Source organism: Pseudomonas sp. Y39-6, from assembly GCF_023651955.1.
GTDB classification, from domain to species: Bacteria; Pseudomonadota; Gammaproteobacteria; order Pseudomonadales; family Pseudomonadaceae; genus Aquipseudomonas; species Aquipseudomonas veronii.
Window position 1 is genome coordinate 1618957 of sequence record NZ_CP069594.1, and the last position, 21721, is coordinate 1640677.

Consider the following 21721-nt stretch of genomic DNA (forward strand, 5'->3'; position numbering starts at 1 on the left):
TCGGGATGACCTCCCAGCGCACCCGCGAGCGTCTGATCCAGCGCCTGTACGAAGAAGGCCTGTCCAACGCCCAGGTACTGGAAGTGATCCGGCGCACGCCCCGGCACCTGTTTGTCGATGAGGCCCTGGCCCATCGCGCCTATGAAGACACGGCGTTGCCGATCGGGCATAACCAGACCATTTCCCAGCCGTATATGGTTGCGCGCATGAGCGAGCTGCTGCTGGCGGCGGGCCCGTTGGACAAGGTGCTGGAGATCGGCACCGGTTCCGGCTACCAGACTGCCGTGCTGTCGCAGTTGGTGGAGCGCGTGTTCTCGGTGGAGCGCATCAAGGTGCTGCAGGATCGCGCCAAGGAACGCCTGGTGGAACTGAACCTGCGCAACGTGGTGTTCCGCTGGGGCGATGGCTGGGAAGGCTGGCCGGCGCTGGCGCCGTATAACGGCATCATCGTCACCGCGGTCGCCACCGATGTACCGCAGGCGTTGCTCGATCAACTGGCCCCCGGCGGTCGGCTGGTGATCCCGGTGGGTTCCGGCGAAGTGCAACAATTGATGCTCATTATCCGTGAAGACGAAGGCTTTTCCCGGCATGTGCTCGGCGCCGTGCGTTTCGTGCCGTTGCTCAATGGCCCGCTGGCCTGATCATTTATTCGCGAGCAGTGAATTCTGTTGGCGGCGATGTGTCTTACGGCGGGGTCTATAGAGTCAACATGATCGGTCGTTGGTTTTAAACGCGATGAATCTTTCGTTTCAGTCGTGTGCCAGTAAAAAGCCAATGCCCAGTTATACTTACGACATATTTCAAGCCTGATACAGGCATTCATGTTCAGCCACCACAAAGGGAGCGGCGGGTGAGTCTCACAGGTCTTGCGCAGCGTATGAGTAAAACAAGCTTTCAGCGACTGGTGCTTGGCCTTGTCTTGAGTTCCTTATTGGCGGCTTGTTCGAGCGCGCCTTCCGGGGGCGCGAGGGTGGTTGATCGCACGAATGCCGCGCCGCAGAAGCCGACCGTAACCACGGGGCAGTATGTGGTGCGCAAGGGCGATACGCTGTTTTCGATTGCCTTCCGCTATGGCTGGGACTACAAGGCGCTCGCCGCGCGCAACAATATTCCGGTGCCCTACACGATACATCCGGGTCAGACGATTCGCTTCGATGGACGCACCGGTTCAACACCGACATCAGTGGTGACAAACACCACATCTTCGCCCTCGTCCTCGAGCAAAACCACGATCATCACGCGGCCTGCAGGCAGCGCCGCGCCTGCGGTTGCGAGCAAACCGGCAGCCGCGCCGCTGCCGCCTGCGGGGCCTGCGCCGACCGGCTGGGGATGGCCGTCGAACGGCGTATTGATTGGAAAATTCTCTTCAAACGGTAGTTTGAATAAAGGCATTGATATCGCCGGGGATTTGGGACAGCCTGTTTTAGCTGCATCTGATGGGACAGTGGTGTACGCCGGGAGTGGTTTGCGGGGCTACGGCGAGCTGGTCATCATCAAACACAGCGATACCTACGTCAGTGCTTACGGCCACAACCGTAGGCTGTTGGTTCGGGAGGGGCAGCAGGTCAAAGTCGGACAGACAATTGCCGAAATGGGGTCAACTGGTACAGACCGGGTGAAACTGCACTTTGAGATTCGCCGCCAAGGGAAACCTGTAGATCCTCTGCAATTCCTACCCCGTCGTTGATGTGTTGCCAGCCTGTTCCCTCACGTAGAAGGAACAGGCTCCAGCGTTGCCAAGGATAAAGGCGTCGCTTGAGCTTGAGGTCGAACTCACCAAAGGACTATAACAATGGCTCTCAGTAAAGAAGCGCCGGAGTTTGACATCGACGATGAGGTTCTCCTTACGGAGACCGGCATCGCTATGGAATCGATGTCGAATGAGGGAATGGCTGTACCTTCAGTTCGCACCAAATCCAAGAACTCCACTGCGTTAAAGCAACATAAGTACATTGACTACACGCGGGCGCTCGATGCGACCCAGCTGTACCTCAATGAAATCGGCTTTTCCCCTCTGCTGACTCCCGAAGAAGAAGTCCATTTTGCGCGCTTGTCGCAAAAGGGCGATCCGGCTGGGCGCAAGCGCATGATTGAAAGCAACCTGCGTCTGGTGGTGAAAATCGCCCGACGCTACGTCAATCGTGGGCTGTCCCTGTTGGACCTGATCGAGGAGGGCAACCTGGGCTTGATCCGGGCGGTGGAGAAGTTCGACCCCGAACGCGGCTTCCGCTTCTCGACCTATGCCACCTGGTGGATTCGTCAGACCATCGAACGGGCGATCATGAATCAAACCCGCACGATCCGGTTGCCGATCCATGTGGTCAAGGAGCTCAACGTCTACCTGCGGGCGGCGCGTGAGCTGACACAAAAACTCGATCATGAACCCTCTCCCGAAGAAATCGCCAACCTGCTGGAAAAACCGGTGGGCGAGGTCAAGCGCATGCTCGGTCTTAACGAGCGCGTGTCTTCGGTCGACGTCTCGCTGGGCCCGGATTCGGACAAAACCCTGCTGGACACCCTGACGGATGATCGCCCGACAGACCCTTGCGAGCTGTTGCAGGACGATGATCTTTCCCAAAGCATTGACCAGTGGTTGTCGGAGCTTACGGACAAGCAGCGCGAGGTGGTGATTCGCCGCTTCGGCCTGCGCGGTCATGAGAGCAGCACCCTGGAGGATGTAGGCCTGGAGATCGGCTTGACCCGTGAGCGGGTGCGGCAGATCCAGGTAGAAGGGCTCAAGCGCTTGCGTGAGATCCTGGAGAAGAACGGCTTGTCGAGCGAGTCGTTGTTTCAGTAACGACGCAGTCTGAATGTGGGAGGGGGCTTGCTCCCGATGGCAGTGGATCAGTCACTGGATGTATTGACTGACCCACCGCCATCGGGAGTAAGCCCCCTCCCATATTTTTTGCGCTCATGCATGCCCAAATCCCAGGCATAAAAAAACCCCGCTTTTAAGGGCGGGGTTCTTTTGACTGAGTCAGTACAAGTTAGATAACTTGAACTTCTTCAGCTTGCATGCCTTTCTGACCGCGGGTAGCGATGAAAGAAACCTGTTGGCCTTCTTTCAGGCTTTTGAAGCCGTCGGATTGGATAGCTTTGAAGTGAACGAACAGGTCGTCACCGGATTGTGGAGTGATGAAGCCGAAGCCTTTTTCATCGTTGAACCACTTAACGGTACCAGTTTGGCGATTAGACATGGTGTATCTCCTTGGACAAAGTTAACTGCGACTCAGGAAAAGCCCTGGCCGAGACTGAGTGCAAAGAGCAGGAAAAATTCTTGGAGATGGTTGGATCGAAATTCAACATATCGTGTAGAGATTCTCAGTGACACAAGCAGCACAGTGGCGCCACCTTAACCCTTTTTCCGGAACGTGCCAATGGTATTTCCGAAGGTTTCTCTAATTTCGTGACTGGCGGTGGTATTTACGTCCGTCGTGCACGCCGATTCGGGTCCCGGCCCCAATGGGCGCGGCTTGTACAAGGCGGGCATTGATCAACACATTCGTCAACAAAAGCCCCACGCCCTTTGAACCCCAACGCCTGCCCCGGTAAGATGCCCAACAGAATTTTTCCACCTCGCTATCAGGACACCCGCCATGAGCATCAAATCGGACAAGTGGATTCGCCGCATGGCGCAAGAGCACGGCATGATCGAACCGTTCGTTGAGCGCCAGATCCGTGGTGACGACGCCGATCGCGTGATTTCGTATGGTGTTTCCAGCTACGGCTACGACGTGCGTTGTGCCGATGAGTTCAAGGTGTTCACCAATATCAACTCGGCGATCGTCGATCCGAAGAACTTCGACGAAAAGAGCTTCGTCGACGTCAAGAGCGACGTGTGCATCATCCCGCCCAACTCCTTCGCCCTGGCGCGCACCGTGGAGTTCTTCCGTATTCCCCGCGACGTGCTGACCATCTGCCTGGGTAAAAGCACTTACGCGCGCTGCGGCATCATCGTCAACGTGACGCCACTTGAGCCTGAGTGGGAAGGTCACGTCACCCTGGAATTCTCCAACACCACCACCCTGCCAGCGAAGATCTACGCCAACGAAGGCGTGGCGCAGATGCTGTTCCTGCAGTCCGATGAGGCCTGTGAAGTGTCCTACAAGGACCGTGCTGGCAAGTACCAGGGCCAGCGCGGCGTCACCTTGCCACGCGCTTGATCGAAAGCTCCTACGCGTAAAGGGAATTAGTCTGCGGAAAGTGACTCTATTGGGTGTACTGCTTCGGTGCGTGCAATGCGCGCCGAGCCACGCTTGAGGAGTACCTTATGAAGCTCGACCCGCGAATCAGCGCCGAACTCGCCCGGCTTGAACCCAACCAGATTGGCGTGATGGCGTGGTCCCTGATGGCCGACCCTGCCTATGCGGGTGGTCTCCCCGGTCAACCTGACCCGGATTCCCCTGAGCCTACCGAACCTGGCGAACCGACCCTTCCGGACGAGCCGCCACCCGCGCCGATGGCCTGATGCCTGCAGATTGGAATGTGGTCAGTCCTTCCGCGGGCTGGCCATCTCTCCTGGCGGCCGATCACAAATATCTGCCGTGTTGCACTCAGTATCCCCAGCAAAGCCCCAAAACGCGGGCAGCGGGCTGCCTGCGCGCTTATCGTGGATTGCCGCGCTCAAGCGCATGGGCCGGCTGGGCGGGCTCTCAGAGCGCTTAGGCGGCGCTGGGGCGTGTGGGAAGATCAGCGAAGGCTTACTTCAGATTGCCACTCAGGAACTGTTGCAGGCGCTCACTTTTCGGGTTGCCCAGCACATCCTCCGGCGTGCCTTGCTCTTCCACCAGGCCCTTGTGCAGGAACAGCACCTGGCTCGACACCTTGCGCGCAAAGCTCATCTCGTGGGTCACCATGATCATGGTGCGGCCTTCCTCGGCCAGGCCCTGGATCACCTTCAGCACTTCGCCCACCAGCTCCGGGTCGAGGGCCGAGGTGGGTTCGTCGAACAGCATCACTTCCGGTTCCATCGCCAGGGCGCGGGCGATGGCCACGCGTTGCTGCTGGCCGCCGGAGAGAAATGCCGGGTATTGATCGGCCACGCGGGCCGGCAGTCCGACTTTGTCCAGGTAGCGACGGGCACGCTCTTCGGCGTCTTTCTTACTGCAGCCCAGCACCCGGCGCGGGGCCATGGTGATGTTTTCCAGCACGCTCATGTGGCTCCACAGGTTGAAGTGCTGGAACACCATCGCCAGGCGTGTGCGCAGGCGCTGCAGCTCGTCATCGTCGGCCACACGCATGCCGTGGCGGTCGCTGACCATGCGGATCGGCTTGTCATCCAGGGTCATCGCGCCGTCGTTGGGGGTTTCCAGAAAGTTGATGCAGCGCAGGAAGGTGCTCTTACCCGAGCCGCTGGCGCCGATCAGGCTGATCACGTCACCGGTCTTGGCCTTGAGCGAGACGCCTTTGAGCACTTCATTGTCGCCATAGCTTTTATGCAGGCCTTCAACGGTCAGTTTGTACATGGGGCGTGCATCCTCAAGGCGAAAGTAGGTAGCCGCTGCGGTAGGCCTCTGAACCTGCGACATGGCCGATGACCATCCCCGCAGTGGCCATGCGCCGTAGCGAACGGGCGTAAAGCAGGCCGGCGTTTTGACAATGCACAGGCGTTACGCGGTCAGTAATGGGGTCGATGATTTCGGCGATCAGTTGCCCGGCTTCGAGGTACTCGCCGGGCAAGGCGCTGAACACCAGCAGGCCGCCGACCGGCGTCGCCACCGGTTCGACTCCCGCCAGCGGGGTGGCCGGGTAGGGCAGGGCGGGCAGCGGTGCCACGTCGCCGGCAATCGCGCCGAAGTGAATCAGGTAGTCGATGATCGCCTGGCAGTCGAGGCCGGCCAGGCCGTGGTTGACGTCACCCTGGCCGCGCAGCTCGACGGTCACCGAAAAGCTGCCCACGGGGATCGGGAAGCGCTCGCCGAAGCGTTGCTGCAATTGCCACCACACCAGGCTGAAGCACTCATCGAAAGATTGCCCGCCGGAATCGGTGGCCAGCAAGTTGGCCTCCGAGCCGATATAGCGCGCCAACGGCTCCACCTGCGGCCAGGCCTCGGGCGTGGTGTACAGGTGCGCCACGGCTTCGAAATCGCAATGCAGGTCGAGCACCATGTCGGCATCGCAGGCCAGGCGTTGCAGCACCAGGCGCTGGGACTGCAACTGTGTCGCGGCGGTTTGTGCGGCCAGCGCGGTGGAGAGTGCCGTGCGGATCAATTCGACGTTGCGCTGGGGATCATCCCCGAGCAAATCCTCGACCCGATCGCCCACCTCTTCACTGAGGTCGACAAACAGGCGATTGAAGTTCTGCCCGCTTTCCAGCTCATAGCGGCCCAGCGGGATGTCCATCAACACTTGTTCGAGGCCCGCCGGGTTGGCGATCGGCACCAGCACGATCTCGCTGCGCAAGCGCCCGGCGGCGGCCAGTTGCGCCAGGCGCGCCTTGAGGTGCCAGGCCACCAGCATGCCCGGCAATTCATCGGCATGCAGTGACGACTGGATGTAGACCTTGCGTTCGGCCAGCTCCGGGCCGAAGTGGAAACTGTGAATCTGCCGTGCCGTGCCAGGCACGGGCGCGATCAGTTCATGAACCTGATGACGCATGAAGGCTCCTTAGTGGCTCGGCCCGAGGAAGGCCAGCCAGCGGCGCTCCGCCAGACGAAACAGACCGACCAGGGCAAAGGTCACGGTCAGGTAGATCAGCGCAGCGATGCCGAACGATTGAAAGGTGAGGAACGTGGCCGAGTTGGCGTCCCGGGCCACTTTGAGAATGTCCGGGATCGTCGCGGTAAACGCCACTGTCGTCGAGTGCAGCATCAAAATCACTTCGTTGCTGTAGTACGGCAATGAACGGCGCAGGGCCGACGGCATGATGACATAGGCGTACAGCTTCCAGCCGCTGAGGCCGTAGGCTTTGGCCGCTTCGACTTCGCCGTGGGCCATGCTGCGGATCGCCCCGGCGAAAATCTCCGTGGTGTAGGCGCAGGTGTTGAGGGCAAACGCCAGGACCGTGCAGTTCATCGCATCGCGAAAGAACGCATCCAGCACCGGTTGGGCGCGCACGGCGGCGATGCTGTAGATGCCGGTGTAACAGATCAGCAATTGGATATAGAGCGGCGTGCCGCGAAACAGGTAGGTGTAGAACTGCACCGGCCAGCGCACCAAGGGATTGCGCGACACCCGGGCGATGGACAGCGGAATCGACACCAGAAAACCGATCACCAGTGAGGCGCTGAGCAGCCACATGGTCATGGCCAGGCCGGTGATGTGCTGGCCATCGCTGTAAAGGAATGGGCGCCAGTATTCCTGCAAGAGTTCGATCATCGCACGGCCTCCCGCGAGCCTGCCGAATAGCGACGTTCAAGACGGCGCAGGACAAAGTTGGACGCACTGGTGATCAGCAGGTAGATCAGTGCGGCGATCACCAGGAAGTAAAACAGCTGATAGGTGCTCTTGCCGGCGTCCTGCGCGGCCTTGACCAGATCCGCGAGGCCGATGATCGACACCAGTGCGGTGGCCTTGAGCATCACCATCCAGTTGTTGCCGATGCCCGGCAGGGCAAAGCGCATCATTTGCGGGAAGGTCACGTAGCGAAACCGCTGCCCGCGCTTGAGGCCGTAAGCCGTGGCGGCTTCCAGTTGACCACGGGGCACCGCGAGGATCGCGCCGCGAAAGGTTTCGGTGAAGTACGCACCGTAAATAAAGCCCAGGGTGATCACCCCGGCGCTGAATGGGTCGATTTCGATGTATTCCCATTCCATGAAGTCGGTAAGACCGGTCAGCCAGGTTTGCAGGCTGTAGAAAATCAGCAGCATCAGCACCAGGTCGGGCACGCCACGAATCAGCGTGGTGTAGAGCTGGGCGGGAATGCGCAGGAACGGCAGGCTGGACAGTTTGGCGCTGGCGCCGAGCAGGCCCAGCAACACGCTGACGGCCAGGGACAGCACCGACAACTTGAGGGTCATCCAGGTGCCTTGCAGCAACAGCGGGCCGAAACCCTTCAAACTGAACGCGCTCAGCCCGAGGGTTTGCAACAGTTCTTCGAACATAAATCAGGACCTATGGCGATAAAACAGCGCCCCTCCCGGGAAGGGGCGCCCCAGGCATTATTTGCCGCTGTACAGGTTCAGATCGCCAAAGTGTTTCTTCTGGATGCTGGCGTAGGTGCCATCATCGTGTAACGCTTTGATACCTTTATCCAAAAGGGCCTTCAGCTCAGTGTTACCTTTTTTGATACCGACCGCGGTTTTCGACGGCAGCAATGGGTCGTCAATGGCCGCGCTGACTTCGTAACCGGCACCGGCCGGCGACTTCAGGAAGCCCAGTTCGGCTTGCAGCATGTCCTGCACGGAGGCGTCGAGACGGCCGGAGGTCAGGTCAGCGTAGACCTGGTCCTGGTTGGCATAAGCCTTGGTCGTCACGCCGGCCTTGTCCAGCACGGCCTTGGCGTAGGCTTCCTGGATGGTGCCTTGCTCGTAGCCCACGGTTTTGCCCTTGAGCGACTCAGGCGTGGAGTAGCCGGCGCCCTTCTTGAATACCAGCGAAGTCGGGCCGGAGAACAGCTCGTTGGAGAAGTCGATGGCCTTCATGCGGGCTTCGGTGACGGTCATGGACGAAATCACACCGTCGAATTTGTTGGCTTTGAGGCCTGGAATCATGCCGTCGAAGTCGCTTTCGACCCACTTGCACTTGACCTTCAGCTCAGCGCAGATCGCATTGCCCAGGTCGATGTCGAAGCCCACCAGGCTGCCGTCAGCGGCTTTGGACTCGAACGGCGCGTAGGAAGGATCGACACCAAAACGCAATTCCTTGTATTCCTTGGCCAAGGCGGAACCAGCGGCCATGCACAGAGCCAGTGCAGAAAGGGTCAGCAATGCTTTTTTCATTATGTAATCCCTGGAAACCAAGATAAGCGCTTGTGGCGCGTTTAGGACTGTTACTGAACGGTGTCAGACGGATCACAAGTAGCAATTTCTGCACCATAGTTCCGAATGCAGCTCCGAATGATCGTTTTAAAAGGTGGGAAGAGGGAGCTATGAGTATAGGAGGTGCCCGAAAATGGGCATGAAAAATAGGCTGCACTATTTTGGATCGAGCGCAGATTAAAAAATGTGGGAGCAGTCTTGCCTGCTCCCACCTGTTGGTACGGTTATTTGCCGGGCGTGAGGGTCAGCCTGGCTTTCCCATACACCTTGTCAAAGTTCTGCGGCTGCATCGGGAAGCTCAGGTATTGCGCCTTGAGCGACGGATCGATGCCATTGGCATAGTTCGGGCTGACCGGGTTGCCGGACTGGCCGATACCGCCCTGGCCCGTCATCGGTTCTGCCTGGCCGAAGTCGACAATCATGCGCAGTGCCGGCACTTGGGTGGTGTCGAAACTCTCCCCCCAGTTGTACGGCGCCGGGTTCAGGGTGTTGTGGTCGCCGCCGCTGGCCAGCGGGCCGCGGATCACCTGGCCATTGCGGTTCTTCCAGGTGGTGCTGTGCAGTTTGCCCCACTGCCAGGCCTTGTGATCGGTACCCAGTTGGCTGTCGCCGGCAGTGATCGCAGCGGCCAGGCTGCGGGCGAGGATCGTCGGCTTGTCTTCTTTCTGCGCGGTGCGGACATCGTCCCAGAACGGGCTGTCTTCGCGGCCCAGCAGGTGGTCGGCCTGGGCGGCGTAGGACAGGCTCGCGTTGCTGACAAAGGCTTTCCAGCTGGCGCTGTTTTGCGGGCCGAGTTCGTCGAGGAAGATCTGTTTGCTGCTTTCCTGCAGGAACAGCTCATACATCGCTGCGTCGGCGGACGTCGGCGCCAGGCGGCCGTCAAACGCCATCAGACGATTCAACGCTTCACGGGCCTTGGCCTGTTCGGCCGCGGGCAGCGCAGCGATCGCCTGTTTCAGCGGCTGCGCCATGCCCGGCGCCTGGAACATGTTCTTGAGCTTGGCGGCGAACGTGGTGGTCTGGTCGTATTGCATGGCGATCATGCTGCGGCTGTCATGCTTGCCGGCATTGGCCAATTGCGCCAGGCGCTCGCTGCGCTCCGGAGCGTCCCAGGAGTTGGACAGTTGCATGCCATAACCGCGCGGCGCGGTACGCTGGTTGGCGGTGCCGATCCAGCCTTGGGCCGGGTCCTGGTCATAAGGGTGCAGCATCGCGTCGGCGTAACCGTCCCAGTCGAAGCGCGCATCCCAGCCCGGCGAGGGCAGCAGGCCTTCGCCTTCGCGGCGGTTGGGGAAGCGCCCGGTAACCTGCCAGCCGATGTTGCTGGCGTCGGCGAACACCATGTTCAAGGCGATGGCGCGGATTTCCCGGGTCGCATCCGAGGCCTTGGCGGCGTTTTGCGCGCGGGACAGGTCGAAGAACGCATCAAGGCTCTTGTCGTCCTTGAAGTCCGCCGTTTGCAGGGCCAGGCCCAGCCCGCTGGTCAGCGCCTGGCTGCTGTTGAGCAGGGCGCCGTGGCGGGTTTCGTACACCACCTCACGAATCGAGCGTTGGCCTTTGATGAAAAAGGTCTCGTTGCGCACAGCGGCCGGTAGCCATTTACCGTTGTTCTCGTAGTACAGCGCGCTGCCCTGGCGTTTGACCTTTTCCAGGAACAGGTCCTGGGTGTCGCCCTTGACCGTGCTCATGCTCCACGCCACTTTGCCGTTGAAGCCGGACAACAGGGTCGGCAGGCCGGCGATCGAGGCGCCGACGGCCTGGTATTTCGGTGCGCGGATCTGCACGTAGTTCCATGGCGACGGGGCTTGCGGCTGGGCCGCGAGGTCGTTGGCCAGCAGGCTCTTGCCGCTGCGGCTGCGTTGCGGGCCGATGGCCCAGTTGCTCGAAGTGGTTACCGCCAGTGAGTTGAGGCTGCTCAGTTGCTGGCTGACCGTGTCCAGCCCGGCCAGGCCGGTGATCTGGCTCAGGTTCACGCCCTTGAGCTTGTCGGCTTCGGCCAGGGGGATCGGCTCATCCGGCGCGCTTGGGGTGAGCCAGGCGAGTTTGTCGACACCGACCTTTTGCGCGAGCACCAGCGATGACAATTCTTCCTGCAGGTTGGCCGACTCGCTGAAATTCAGCAGGCAGAACAACAGCGCCGAATCTTCCGGCTTCCAGTACTCGGGTTTGTAGCCGGTCTGGGCCAGGTCCGGCGGCAGCTTGTCGCGGTAGCGGAACAGGTAGGCGTTGACGCCACGGGCATACACTTCAAAGAAGCGCTTGAGGCGCGGCGACGAGGCGTTGTAGAGCTCGCCGGCGCTTTTTTTCAGGTTGACCGCGCGCATGAAGCGGTCGACATCCAGCACCTCGGGGCCGGACATTTCCGCCAGACGGCCCTGGGCCAGCAGGCGCAACGTGACCATCTGCGTGATGCGGTCGCTGGCATGCACATAGCCGAGGCTGAACAGTGCGTCGTGGAAGGTATTGCTTTCAATCAGCGGCATGCCCTGGGCATTGCGGCGTATCGAAACATTCTGCGCGAGGCCCTTGATCGGCTGGACGCCGGTAACGGGTGGCAGGGTGTCCTGGGTGCTCTGGAGCTGGCAACCGGCCAGGCTTAATGCACTGGCCACTGCCGCGGCAACGCCGAACCGGGGAAGAAAATGTGAAAGGGCTGGCGAGGCCATGGCAAAGCTCCTGCGGGGGGTAGCGTCAGTAAAGGCGCTACGTTAGTGAGCGCGGTGAAACGACGCAAGCAGGAGCTAAAGCTTATTTTCAGTAGCCAGGTTTCAAGCGCCGTGGCACTTCTTGAATTTCTTCTCGCTGCCGCACGGGCATGGATCGTTGCGGCCAACGTCTTTCAGGGCGTTGCGCACCGGCTCCTGGTGAGCGTGGCCGCAGTTCGGGCCGTGGACATGACCGTGGTCGTGATCATGGTGATCGTGATCGTGGTTGCAGTCAGGACCATGGACATGGGGTTGCTGAGTCATCGATGTCGCTCCGGAATAAAATCGCCGGGGATTATCTCGCCATTGTGGTCCACGCGCACGTCATTACCGATGAATAATCCGGTTTTCAGCTCGCCTTCCAGCCGATAAGGCACGGGCCGGTCGGGGTTTTTCAGCATCTGCACGACGTCACGGATCTGCGGCCAGAGGTTGGTGCGTACTGAGATCTTGAAAAAGGCGTGGCCACGCGGCGGCACGGTGAGCCATTCGTTGGATTCGCCTTCGGTCAGCAGCAAGCGACCCAGGGTGACCTTGTAGATCAGGCCGCGCACCGTGAGGTCGGCGTCGTCGCGGTTATCCACGCGGAAATACAGCTTGAACTTCTGTTCGAGCAACTTGGCCCGCACCACTTCGACCTTCACCAGGGCGACGTGGGGCGGTGGGGCGTCGTCCTCGAACCATGAGGCGCAGCCACTCAAGCCAAGGGTCAACGCCAGCAACAAGCTGTAAGTGCGGAGCATGGCGCGATCCCTGTGAGGTGGTTAGAGGTAGCTGGAGCAACACTTCTTGAACTTCTGCCCACTCCCGCAGACGCATGCATCGTTGCGTCCGGCCTTCACTTCCACGGTGGGGTCGATGAAGTACCAGTGTCCCTCATTCTGTACGAAAGAGGACTGTTCGCGGTGGCTGTGTTCGCCGGTGCTGTCATGCCAGCGCGCGGTAAACGTCACGAACGCATGTTCCGGCTGGCCGCCGAACACCTCGGAGCTTTCCACTTCCAGGCCGAGCCAGGTGCTCTGGGCGCTCCAGGTGGCGATGGCATCACGGTCCAGGCCGGCCTGCTGCGCAGGCAACGTGGTAGCCACCAGGTAGTCCACCAGGCCCAGTACGTAGGCGCTGTAGCGCGAGCGCATCAGCGCGGTGGCGCACGGCGCCGGGTGGCCGGCGTGATAATGGCCGCAGCACGCGTCCAGCAGGTTGCCGCTGCCACAGGGGCAAATGGATGTACTCATCGGGTTACCACCAATACTTTCCGAAGTTTTCCGGGTTGGCCCAGAAGCGGGCGTTGAGCCAGTCCGGCACCTGTTTATAGTCAAGCAGATCATAGGTAAACAGCGTCAGTACCTGCTCATCGCGCTGGAAGCGCTCGCCGGCCTGCAGGGCCAGGGAGAAGAAGTCAGTGTCTTTCCAGTCGCAGGCGCCCAGGTCGACCAGCACCGCAATGCGGCTGGCATTGAGGTTGCGGATGCCGCCCAGCAGGGTCAGGCCTTGTGGTTTTGACAGGTGCTCCAGGCAATCGACCACCAGCGCCAGGTCAAAACGCTGCGCCGCGAGGTCCGCCGGCAGCGCGCCAGGCGTCGCGACGGACACCTGGGTCTCAGGGTGCGCCTTTTGAAAGGCCTCCAGCGCCGGGAACTGGCTGGCACCCAACAGCAACAGGCGTTTGGGCTGGTGCAAATCGAGCAAGGCAGCCAGGGCTTGCTGGGGTGTACGGGAAGAAATACCAGCGGTCATCAGAGATCCTCACATCAGGACCCTAGAGACTAGCGCGGCTGAGCGTGCGGGCCTAGAGCAGGTGGTTGCGAAAAGTCCTTCAAGTACGCCCATCCTCAATGAATCCAGGGGTGTGGCGTACTGGCGCAGTTGAAAGGAGCGGTCTTTACTCCACCCATCGGCCCCTGCCGATCCCCTCAGGAGAAATCAAATGAGCATCATGCGGACAGCTCTACCCTTGGTTCTGCTCACCGGAGTATTGACAGGTTGTGCAGGTTTGCAAAAAACCGATTGGCCCACCTGCGCCGCCGTGGGCGGCGTGACCGGTGCGGCGATCGGTGCGACGGAAAGCTCAGCCTATGCCGGCTACGGCGCGTTGTTGATCGGCGGCATGGCCGGCGCCTATTGCTGGGTACACGGCGATGGTGACGAAGACGGCGACGGCGTGCCGGACAGCCGCGACAAGTGCCCCGGCACGCCGAAAGGCGTACAGGTCGATGCCAATGGTTGCCCTCCTGCGCCACCCGCGGCGGTGGTTGAAGAGGTGGTTGTGGTCAAGGAAGAAACCATCGTGATTCGCGATGTCCACTTCCAGTTCGACTCGGCGAAGCTGACGGCGGCGGATAAAACCGCGCTCGACACCATCGCCACCCGCCTGAAACGCGAAGCCCCGAGCGCCCAGTTGCGGGTCAGCGGGCATACCGACAGCGTCGGCAAGGATGCCTACAACCAGAAACTCTCGGAAAAACGCGCACATTCGGTGACGGACTACCTGATCGGCGCCGGTGTGCCTCGCAGTAACTTCGTGTCGGTGACCGGTGCGGGCGAAAGTCATCCGGTGGCTGACAACAAAACCGCTGAAGGCCGTGCCCTGAACCGCCGCGTAGAAATCCAGATCAACCGCTGACAGGCCTTGCCCCTGTGGGATTCCACAGGGGCATCGTTGGCGATCCTCGCTGAAACCGCCGCCTTCTCAAGTTTTTTGATCCTTCACTGGCAAATCGCCTGTAGAAGTCGTTACTGTGCGCCCAAAGAAAAATTTGAAATAACAAATTCCCCATCACTCAGGAGCCCCATGATGCGTAAGGTTTTTCTGTTGGCCCTGTTGGTCAGCCCCGTTGCCCTGGCCCAGAGCGTGAGTGTTGAAACCAACTCGTTGATGCGCTTGCCCAGCAGTACCAGCGTATTGCAGTTGGAACGCCTGGACGTCGCGGACTACGGCACGTTGCTCATCCCGGCCACGATCAGCCAGGTCTCGGTGGATGAGTTGCACCTGGGCCGCGAAGCACGCATCGCCATCGCTCCTGGGAGCACCGGGCTGCAATTGCAGGCGCGGCATGCACAACTGGAACATGGCAGCCAGATCACCTCGCGTGGCGCTCCCGGTACCCACGAAAAACCAGCCAGGGCCGGACGTGACCTGACCTTGCGCATCAATGCCCTGACGGCGCAGGAACTGTCGGTGGATGCCCGTGGTGGCGCTGGCGCCCAAGGTTATGCCGGGCTGGACGGCGCCAACGGCGAAGACCCGGGTTGCACTTGGGGCTCCGCTGGGCGCGGCGCCAACGGTGATAACGGTGGCGACGGGTTGCCTGGCGCGGCGGGTGCGCAGGTGCGGGTCGAACTGCCGCAGGACTTCCCAAGCGACAAGATCAAGGTCTGGGTCGATGGCGGCGCGGGCGGTTTGGCGGGGACGGCGGGCAAGCCTGGGCGTGGTGGGCAATCCAAGGGTTGCCTGGTGTACCGCGCCGATGGTGGCGAGAAAGGCCGGCCTGGGGTGGAAGGGCAGCCGGGGCCGGCCGGGCCTGCGGGAACTGTGACCATTCAGCGACTTTGAGTCGTTCGATCTGACGCCATCGGGAGCACGCCCCCTCCCACATTTGGAATGCATTTCAAATGTGGGAGGGGGCGTGCTCCCGATGGCCGTTTAAGGCACGTCTCAGAACATCGGCCGCGCCGAAGCAATCGCGACCAGCACCAACCCAACGAGCAGGTTAATGCCCACCAGCTTGCGGATCTGCCCCAGCACCGCCGCCCCGGCCGGCCAGTTTTCAGCCGCCACCGCTGCGCGCAATTCGGGGAACTTCAACGCCTGGATGCGGATGAACAGCGCCGTCATCACCACATACAAGCCCATCATCACCTGCACGTAACGCGGTGCGGTTTCAAACCCGCTGAAGCGCAGTTGCAGCAGGCCGACACCGCTGATCGGCAAAACCAGCACCGCCACCCAAACCCACACGAAAAAACGTTGAAACACATTCGCCCACAGCTTGAGCCGGGCAGGGCCCTCGAGGGCCGCCACAGCGGCCGGGCGCAGGATCATCCAGGCGAAAAACATGCCGCCGACCCAGATCAGGGCGGCCAATACATGCAGGGTGTAAACGAGGCTGAACACGGTCATTGCGGTACTCCGTTCTGCGCGGGATTAATTAGCGGGGTATGATAGCGGTCGATCCGAACCACTGAAAATTTATCCAGCGTTTTTTGCGCCCGACTATCCATGATCAGCACTGAACTCAAAACCACGATCCAGGGCGCCTATTCGCGTTTTCTCGAAGCCAAGAGCTTGAAACCGCGCTACGGCCAACGCCTGATGATCGCCGAAGTGGCCAAGGTCCTCGGGGATATCGACACCGACGACGAAGGCCGGCGCAGCGGTGACCCCGCGGTCGTGGCCGTCGAGGCCGGCACCGGTACCGGCAAGACCGTGGCCTACAGCCTGGCGGCGATTCCCACCGCCAAGGCCGCCGGCAAGCGCCTGGTGATCGCCACCGCCACCGTCGCCCTGCAGGAGCAGATCGTCTACAAAGACCTGCCCGACCTGATGCGCAACAGCGGCCTGAACTTCACCTTCGCCCTGGCCAAGGGCCGTGGCCGCTATATGTGCCTGTCCAAGCTCGACGTGCTGCTGCAGGAAGGCCACGCGCAAACTGCCACGGCCTCCTTGTTCGAAGAAGAAGGCTTCAAGATCGAAGTCGATGAAGTCAGCCAGAAGCTGTTTACCAGCATGATCGAAAAACTGGCCGGGAATAAATGGGACGGCGACCGCGACAGCTGGCCCACCGCCCTGGAAGACGCCGATTGGGCGCGCCTGACCACCGACCACAGCCAATGCACCAACCGTCATTGCCCCAACTTCGGCCAGTGCGCCTTCTATAAAGCGCGCGAAGGCATGGGCAAGGTCGACGTGATCGTCACCAACCACGACATGGTCCTCGCCGACCTGGCCCTGGGCGGCGGCGCCGTGCTGCCGGACCCGCGCGACACGCTCTACGTATTCGACGAAGGCCACCACCTGCCCGACAAGGCCATCGGCCACTTCGCCCATTACACGCGCCTGCGCTCCACCGCCGACTGGCTCGAGGCCACCGCCAAGAACCTCACCAAACTGCTGGCCCAGCACCCGCTGCCCGGCGATCTGGGCAAGCTGATCGAACAGGTGCCGGAACTGGCGCGGGAGATCAAGACCCAGCAGCAGTTCATGTTCAGCGCCTGCGAGCAGGTCGCCGACTTCAAGCCCGGCGAAGACGTCGAGGGCCGCGAGCGCCCGCGCCATCGCTTTGTCGGCGGGCTGATCCCCGAGCACATGCGTGAAATGGGCGTCGAACTGAAGAAGGGTTTTTCGCGCCTGACCGACCTGTTCACCCGCCTGACCGACCTGCTCAAGGAAGGCATGGACGGCGAGGTCAACATCGGCATCGCGAGCAACCAGGCCGAGGAATGGTACCCACTGTTCGGCAGCCTGTTGTCCCGCGCCCAGGGCAACTGGGAGTTGTGGACGGCCTTTACCGTCGAAGACCCGGAAGACAACCCGCCCATGGCCCGTTGGCTGACCCTGTCGGAAAGTGGTGCGCTGTTCGATATCGAGGTCAACGCCAGCCCGATCCTTGCGGCGGAAATGCTGCGACGCAACCTGTGGAACGTGGCGTATGGCTGCCTGGTCACCTCGGCCACGCTGACCGCCCTGGGCACCTTCGACCGCTTCCGCATGCGCGCCGGCCTGCCGAAAAAAGCCGTCACCGCCGTGGTGCCGAGCCCGTTCCATCACGCTAACGCCGGTGTGCTGCGCGTGCCTGACCTCAAGGCCGACCCTCGGGATGCGCCGGCCCACACCGCCGCGATCATCCGTGACTTGCCGGAACTGGTCGAAGGTTCACGCGGCACCCTGGTGCTGTTCTCGTCGCGCAAACAGATGCAGGACGTGTTCGACGGCCTTGACCGCGACTGGCGCAAGCAGGTGTTTATCCAGGGCAACCTGTCCAAGCAGGAAACCCTGAACAAGCACAAAGCGCGGGTCGATGGCGGCGATTCCAGCGTGCTGTTCGGCCTGGCGAGCTTTGCCGAGGGCGTGGACTTGCCCGGTGCCTACTGCGAACACGTGGTGATCGCCAAGATCCCGTTCTCGGTGCCGGATGACCCGGTCGAGGCCGCGTTGGCCGAGTGGATCGAGGCCCGTGGCGGCAACCCGTTCATGGAAATCTCGGTGCCGGATGCGTCCCTGAAGCTGGTGCAGGCCTGCGGGCGCTTGCTGCGGACCGAAGAAGACCGAGGCACCATCACCTTGCTGGACCGCCGTCTGGTCACGCAGCGCTATGGCAAGGCCATCCTGAATGCCTTGCCGCCGTTCCGGCGCGAAATTTCTTAAGCCACAGTGGGCAAAATCGCCCACTTCGTGGTCTATCTCACTGCCATCGCATTATGTCATCAGGCCATTTATCGGCCGTTTGGGAGAACCTTGCTCGTATGATTCGCACGCTGCCCGCCCTTTTTGCCCTGCTGTTCGCTGCGCCACTGCTGGCCGCGCCCGCCGGGCAACAAACGTTGTTCAACTTCGTCCGACCTGCCGATGTGGTCAAAGTGGCGACCCAGGACGCCAGCCTGCCGCAATACAACGCCGAACAAACCCCTGAAGGCGAGGTGCTGCGCCGCATCACCTTCAACCCTGCCGCCGAACCGAGCCTGGTGCTCAGCCCGCAGACCGGCGCCTGGGACTGGTCGCAATCCAGCGCCATCAGCCTGCGTATCCAGAGTGCCATGGACTGGGCGCTGACCCTGTACGTCAAGGTGCAGAGCAACGACGGCAAGACCCTGGTCAGCCGCATCGACCTGCCGGCCGGTCCGGCCCAGACCCTGCTGATCCCGCTGCAAGCCAACTCGCCATTGAGCCAGGGCATGAAGGCCGGCCCGCCGATGCCGATCAGCGTCGACGGCCAGCGCGTGTTACTGGCCAGCAGCGCCGGAGACATCGACCGCAGCCAGGTGGTGTCGGTGACCCTGTCGATGATCAAACCGAATGTCGCCCAGAGTATTCTGCTGGAGCGCTTTGGTGTGCAGGACAGCGAGCCGGTGCTGAAGGCGGCCTACAGCGAACTGGTGGATGCCTATGGCCAGTCCACCCGCGCGCGCTGGCCGGAAAAGGTCAGCAGCGACGAGCAACTCAAGGCCGCCGCCACCAAGGAGCAGCAACAGCTCAAGGCTTGGCTGGCCGAGCGGGATAAATCCTCCCTGGACCAGTACGGCGGTTGGAACAAAGGCCCGGCGTTCGACGCCAGCGGCTTTTTCCGCACCGAGAAGCGCGATGGTCGTTGGTATCTGGTGACGCCGGAGGGGCATCCGTTCTATTCCCTGGGCGTCAACACCGTGGCTTCGGATAACAACCAGACCTACGTGGCGGGCCGTGAATGGATGTTCGCGGCGCTGCCCAAGGCCGGGGAACCCTTTGACAAGTACTACGGCAGCGGCGACAACCGCACCGGTAACGGCGCCGGCGAAGGGCGTAGCTTTGGCGCCGGGCGTTGGTACGATTTCTACCGTGCCAACCTGCAGCGCACGTATGACACTGACGGTTTCGACCAGAAGCGCTGGGTCAGCCACACCCTCGACCGCCTGCAGGCCTGGGGTTTCAACACCGTCGGCAACTGGAGCGCTGCGCAACTGGCCAGCGCGGACCGCGTGCCGTACACCTTGCCGCTGTCGATCGTCGGCGATTACGCCAGCATCAGCACCGGCACCGACTGGTGGGGCGGCATGCCCGACCCGTTCGACCCGCGTTTCGCCATGGCCACCGAGCGCGCCGTGGCCATCGCTGCCCGCGATCATCGTGACGATCCTTGGCTGATCGGTTTTTTTGCCGATAACGAACTGGCCTGGGCCGGTCCCGGTGACGATGCAAAATCCCGTTACGCCCTGGCCTACGGCACCCTGCGCATGACCACCGATGTACCGGCCAAGCGCGCGTTCCTCAAGCAACTGCGCGACAAATACCGTAACGAAGAAGGCCTGTCGAAAGCGTGGGGCATCCACCTGGCGGGCTGGGAACTGATGGAAGACCCGGGCTTCGAACCGCCGATGCCCAACCCTGAGCACCCGGAAATCGAAGCCGACTTCAAACACTTCCAGAAGACCTTCGCCGATACGTACTTCAAGACCATCTCCGATGCACTCAAATGGCACGCGCCCAACCAGTTGCTGCTGGGCGGGCGTTACGCGGTGAGTACGCCGGAGGCGGTGGCGTCCTGTGCGCAGTATTGCGACGTGTTGAGCTTCAACATGTACACGCTCAAACCCCAGGACGGCTATGACTTCGCCGCCTTGCGCGCGTTGGACAAGCCGGTGTTGATCACCGAATTCAACTTCGGCTCGGCAGACCGCGGCCCGTTCTGGGGCGGTGTGACCCAGTTGGCCAAGGAAGAAGATCGCGGCGCCGCGTATGCCAACTTCCTCAAGCAGGCCATGGCCGAGCCGTCGATTGTCGGCGTTCACTGGTTCCAGTACCTGGACCAGCCCGTGACCGGGCGTCTGCTGGACGGCGAAAACGGCCACTTCGGTCTGGTCGGCATTACCGATGTGCCGTTCCAGGGCTTTGTCGACAGCGTGCGTCGAAGCAACCTGGCGGCGGTCGACCAACTGGGCAAGGAAGCCGAAAAGGCCAAGGCGGCCCGCGCGGTTCGCGAGCATGAAGGCAGCAAGCCCGGGCATGACGGTAAAGGTGCGGGGCAGGGCGCCGGACACTCCGGTGGGCATGCCGGAAATGGTCATTGATTGAGTGTTGACGGGTTCACAAATCCTACAAGGGCTGGAACAATGTCGGCCACTTTTTACAGCGTTTTCCGAGGGGGCTTAGGTGCAGGTTCAGGGGCATTACGAACTCCAGTTCGAAGCGGTACGTGAAGCGTTCGTCGCGTTGTTCGATGACCCGCAGGAACGTGGTGCGGCGCTGTGCATCCAGATCGGCGGGGAAACCGTGGTCGACCTGTGGGCCGGCACCGCCGACAAGGACGGGGCACAGGCCTGGCACAGCGACACCATCGTCAACCTGTTCTCCTGCACCAAGACCTTCACCGCCGTTGCGGCCCTGCAATTGGTGGCCGAAGGCAAGCTGCAACTGGATGCGCCAGTGGCCAACTACTGGCCGGCATTTGCCGCGGCCGGTAAAGAAGCGATCACCTTGCGCCAGTTGCTCTGCCACCAGGCCGGGTTGCCGGCGATCCGCGAGATGCTGCCCACCGAAGCGCTGTACGACTGGTCGTTGATGGTCGACACCTTGGCCGCCGAAGCGCCGTGGTGGACGCCGGGCCAAGGCCACGGCTACGAAGCGATCACCTATGGCTGGCTGGTCGGGGAATTGCTGCGCCGTGCCGACGGGCGTGGGCCGGGCGAATCCATCGTGGCGCGGGTTGCACGCCCGTTGGGGCTGGATTTTCATGTGGGCCTGGCGGACGAAGAATTTTATCGCGTGGCCCATGTAGCGCGCGGTAAAGGCAACATGGGCGATGAAGCCGCGCAACGTTTACTGCAAGTAATGATGCGTGAACCCACGGCCATGACGACGCGGGCATTTGCCAATCCGCCGTCTATTCTGACCAGCACTAATAAACCCGAATGGCGGCGTATGCAGCAGCCAGCGGCAAACGGTCACGGTAATGCGCGTAGCCTGGCGGGTTTTTATAGTGGTTTATTGGACGGTAGTTTGCTGGAAAGCGACATGCTCGAACAATTGACCCGTGAACACAGTATCGGGCCCGATAAAACCTTATTGACCCAAACCCGTTTCGGCCTGGGCTGCATGTTGGATCAACCGCAATTGCCGAACGCGACCTTCGGCCTTGGCCCGCGTGCATTTGGACATCCTGGTGCGGGCGGTTCGCTGGGGTTTGCCGACCCGGAACATGATGTAGCGTTCGGTTTTGTGACTAATACGCTGGGGCCCTACGTACTTATGGACCCACGTGCACAGAAGTTGGTCAGAATATTGGCCGGTTGTCTGTAAACCCCTTGCTGTTTCACGTTTTTTTGTTACAAATGCAAGTATAAGAAGACGCTGAGCAAAATATTGTAACTTTAATGTTCTGGAAGCGTCTGTTTAACGGGTCATTCAGG

Annotated in this window: 22 protein-coding genes; 10 read left to right on the forward strand and 12 right to left on the reverse strand. The window is 61.2% G+C overall.

Annotation, left to right across the window (positions count from 1 at the left end):
• The first annotated feature begins 5 nt into the window (after positions 1–5).
• From JN756_RS07270 to rpoS, 3 genes are all read left to right on the forward strand, one after another.
• Positions 6–641: a protein-L-isoaspartate(D-aspartate) O-methyltransferase gene (locus JN756_RS07270; protein ID WP_169850588.1), complete on the forward strand. Its 636-nt coding sequence runs from the start codon at positions 6–8 to the stop codon at positions 639–641.
• Between the two features lie 209 nt (positions 642–850).
• On the forward strand, positions 851–1687 hold the full coding sequence (locus JN756_RS07275; protein ID WP_082643844.1) for a peptidoglycan DD-metalloendopeptidase family protein: 837 nt from the start codon (positions 851–853) through the stop codon (positions 1685–1687).
• A gap of 105 nt (positions 1688–1792) precedes the next feature.
• Complete coding sequence (gene rpoS, locus JN756_RS07280; RefSeq protein ID WP_017844767.1) at positions 1793–2797, forward strand: RNA polymerase sigma factor RpoS; 1005 nt, start codon at positions 1793–1795, stop codon at positions 2795–2797.
• Between the two features lie 190 nt (positions 2798–2987).
• Here rpoS and JN756_RS07285 read toward each other — a convergent pair whose 3' ends face one another.
• Entirely contained in the window at positions 2988–3197 is a 210-nt protein-coding gene (locus tag JN756_RS07285; protein WP_002554837.1) for a cold-shock protein, read from the reverse strand.
• Positions 3198–3596: 399 nt separating this feature from the next.
• Here JN756_RS07285 and dcd point away from each other — a divergent pair, with 399 nt between their 5' ends.
• Positions 3597–4163, forward strand: a complete 567-nt coding sequence (gene dcd, locus JN756_RS07290) for a dCTP deaminase (RefSeq protein WP_017844768.1) — start codon at positions 3597–3599, stop codon at positions 4161–4163.
• A 107-nt stretch (positions 4164–4270) separates the two neighbouring features.
• The gene (locus JN756_RS07295) at positions 4271–4468 is read left to right on the forward strand and encodes a hypothetical protein (protein ID WP_046490227.1); all 198 of its coding nucleotides are present in this window, start codon (positions 4271–4273) and stop codon (positions 4466–4468) included.
• A gap of 232 nt (positions 4469–4700) precedes the next feature.
• Here the strand turns inward: JN756_RS07295 and JN756_RS07300 are convergent, their stop codons facing one another.
• The 10 genes from JN756_RS07300 to JN756_RS07345 form a co-directional block, all read right to left on the reverse strand.
• Entirely contained in the window at positions 4701–5465 is a 765-nt protein-coding gene (locus JN756_RS07300; protein WP_177031366.1) for an ABC transporter ATP-binding protein, read from the reverse strand.
• Between the two features lie 13 nt (positions 5466–5478).
• Entirely contained in the window at positions 5479–6597 is a 1119-nt protein-coding gene (locus tag JN756_RS07305) for a succinylglutamate desuccinylase/aspartoacylase family protein (protein WP_201021959.1), read from the reverse strand.
• A 9-nt stretch (positions 6598–6606) separates the two neighbouring features.
• Positions 6607–7317 (reverse strand): ABC transporter permease, encoded by a 711-nt coding sequence (locus JN756_RS07310; RefSeq protein WP_017844772.1) that lies wholly within the window; start codon positions 7315–7317, stop codon positions 6607–6609.
• On the reverse strand, positions 7314–8042 hold the full coding sequence (locus JN756_RS07315) for an ABC transporter permease (RefSeq protein WP_079442994.1): 729 nt from the start codon (positions 8040–8042) through the stop codon (positions 7314–7316). The genes JN756_RS07310 and JN756_RS07315 overlap by 4 nt, the downstream gene beginning before the upstream one ends.
• A gap of 57 nt (positions 8043–8099) precedes the next feature.
• The gene (locus JN756_RS07320; protein WP_046384451.1) at positions 8100–8879 is read right to left on the reverse strand and encodes a transporter substrate-binding domain-containing protein; all 780 of its coding nucleotides are present in this window, start codon (positions 8877–8879) and stop codon (positions 8100–8102) included.
• Positions 8880–9142: 263 nt separating this feature from the next.
• The gene (locus JN756_RS07325; protein WP_108525968.1) at positions 9143–11584 is read right to left on the reverse strand and encodes a penicillin acylase family protein; all 2442 of its coding nucleotides are present in this window, start codon (positions 11582–11584) and stop codon (positions 9143–9145) included.
• A gap of 102 nt (positions 11585–11686) precedes the next feature.
• A complete protein-coding gene (locus JN756_RS07330; protein ID WP_003189235.1) occupies positions 11687–11887 on the reverse strand; it encodes an SEC-C metal-binding domain-containing protein in 201 nt (66 codons plus the stop codon).
• Positions 11884–12366 carry an LEA/WHy family protein gene (locus tag JN756_RS07335; RefSeq protein ID WP_046384449.1) on the reverse strand — a complete coding sequence of 161 codons (483 nt, stop codon included), beginning with the start codon at positions 12364–12366 and terminating at the stop codon, positions 11884–11886. The genes JN756_RS07330 and JN756_RS07335 overlap by 4 nt, the downstream gene beginning before the upstream one ends.
• Positions 12367–12387: 21 nt before the next feature.
• Positions 12388–12858, reverse strand: coding sequence for a YchJ family protein (locus JN756_RS07340; protein ID WP_017844777.1), 471 nt, complete (start codon positions 12856–12858; stop codon positions 12388–12390).
• A gap of 4 nt (positions 12859–12862) precedes the next feature.
• Positions 12863–13360 carry a DUF6231 family protein gene (locus tag JN756_RS07345; RefSeq protein WP_017844778.1) on the reverse strand — a complete coding sequence of 166 codons (498 nt, stop codon included), beginning with the start codon at positions 13358–13360 and terminating at the stop codon, positions 12863–12865.
• 190 nt (positions 13361–13550) lie between these two features.
• On the opposite strand from JN756_RS07345, the gene JN756_RS07350 reads away from it, so the two are divergent.
• Together JN756_RS07350 and JN756_RS07355 are read left to right on the forward strand one after the other, a co-directional pair.
• Positions 13551–14246, forward strand: coding sequence for a PA1041 family peptidoglycan-binding anchor lipoprotein (locus JN756_RS07350; protein WP_046384448.1), 696 nt, complete (start codon positions 13551–13553; stop codon positions 14244–14246).
• 171 nt (positions 14247–14417) lie between these two features.
• A complete protein-coding gene (locus JN756_RS07355; protein ID WP_046384447.1) occupies positions 14418–15176 on the forward strand; it encodes a hypothetical protein in 759 nt (252 codons plus the stop codon).
• A 102-nt stretch (positions 15177–15278) separates the two neighbouring features.
• Here JN756_RS07355 and JN756_RS07360 read toward each other — a convergent pair whose 3' ends face one another.
• Positions 15279–15743 (reverse strand): CopD family protein, encoded by a 465-nt coding sequence (locus JN756_RS07360; protein ID WP_079442997.1) that lies wholly within the window; start codon positions 15741–15743, stop codon positions 15279–15281.
• A gap of 99 nt (positions 15744–15842) precedes the next feature.
• On the opposite strand from JN756_RS07360, the gene dinG reads away from it, so the two are divergent.
• From dinG to JN756_RS07375, 3 genes are all read left to right on the forward strand, one after another.
• Positions 15843–17987 (forward strand): ATP-dependent DNA helicase DinG, encoded by a 2145-nt coding sequence (gene dinG, locus JN756_RS07365; RefSeq protein ID WP_017844782.1) that lies wholly within the window; start codon positions 15843–15845, stop codon positions 17985–17987.
• A 98-nt stretch (positions 17988–18085) separates the two neighbouring features.
• A complete protein-coding gene (locus tag JN756_RS07370; protein WP_177029783.1) occupies positions 18086–20383 on the forward strand; it encodes a beta-galactosidase in 2298 nt (765 codons plus the stop codon).
• Between the two features lie 82 nt (positions 20384–20465).
• Positions 20466–21611, forward strand: coding sequence for a serine hydrolase domain-containing protein (locus JN756_RS07375; RefSeq protein ID WP_201021960.1), 1146 nt, complete (start codon positions 20466–20468; stop codon positions 21609–21611).
• Positions 21612–21721 lie beyond the last annotated feature (110 nt).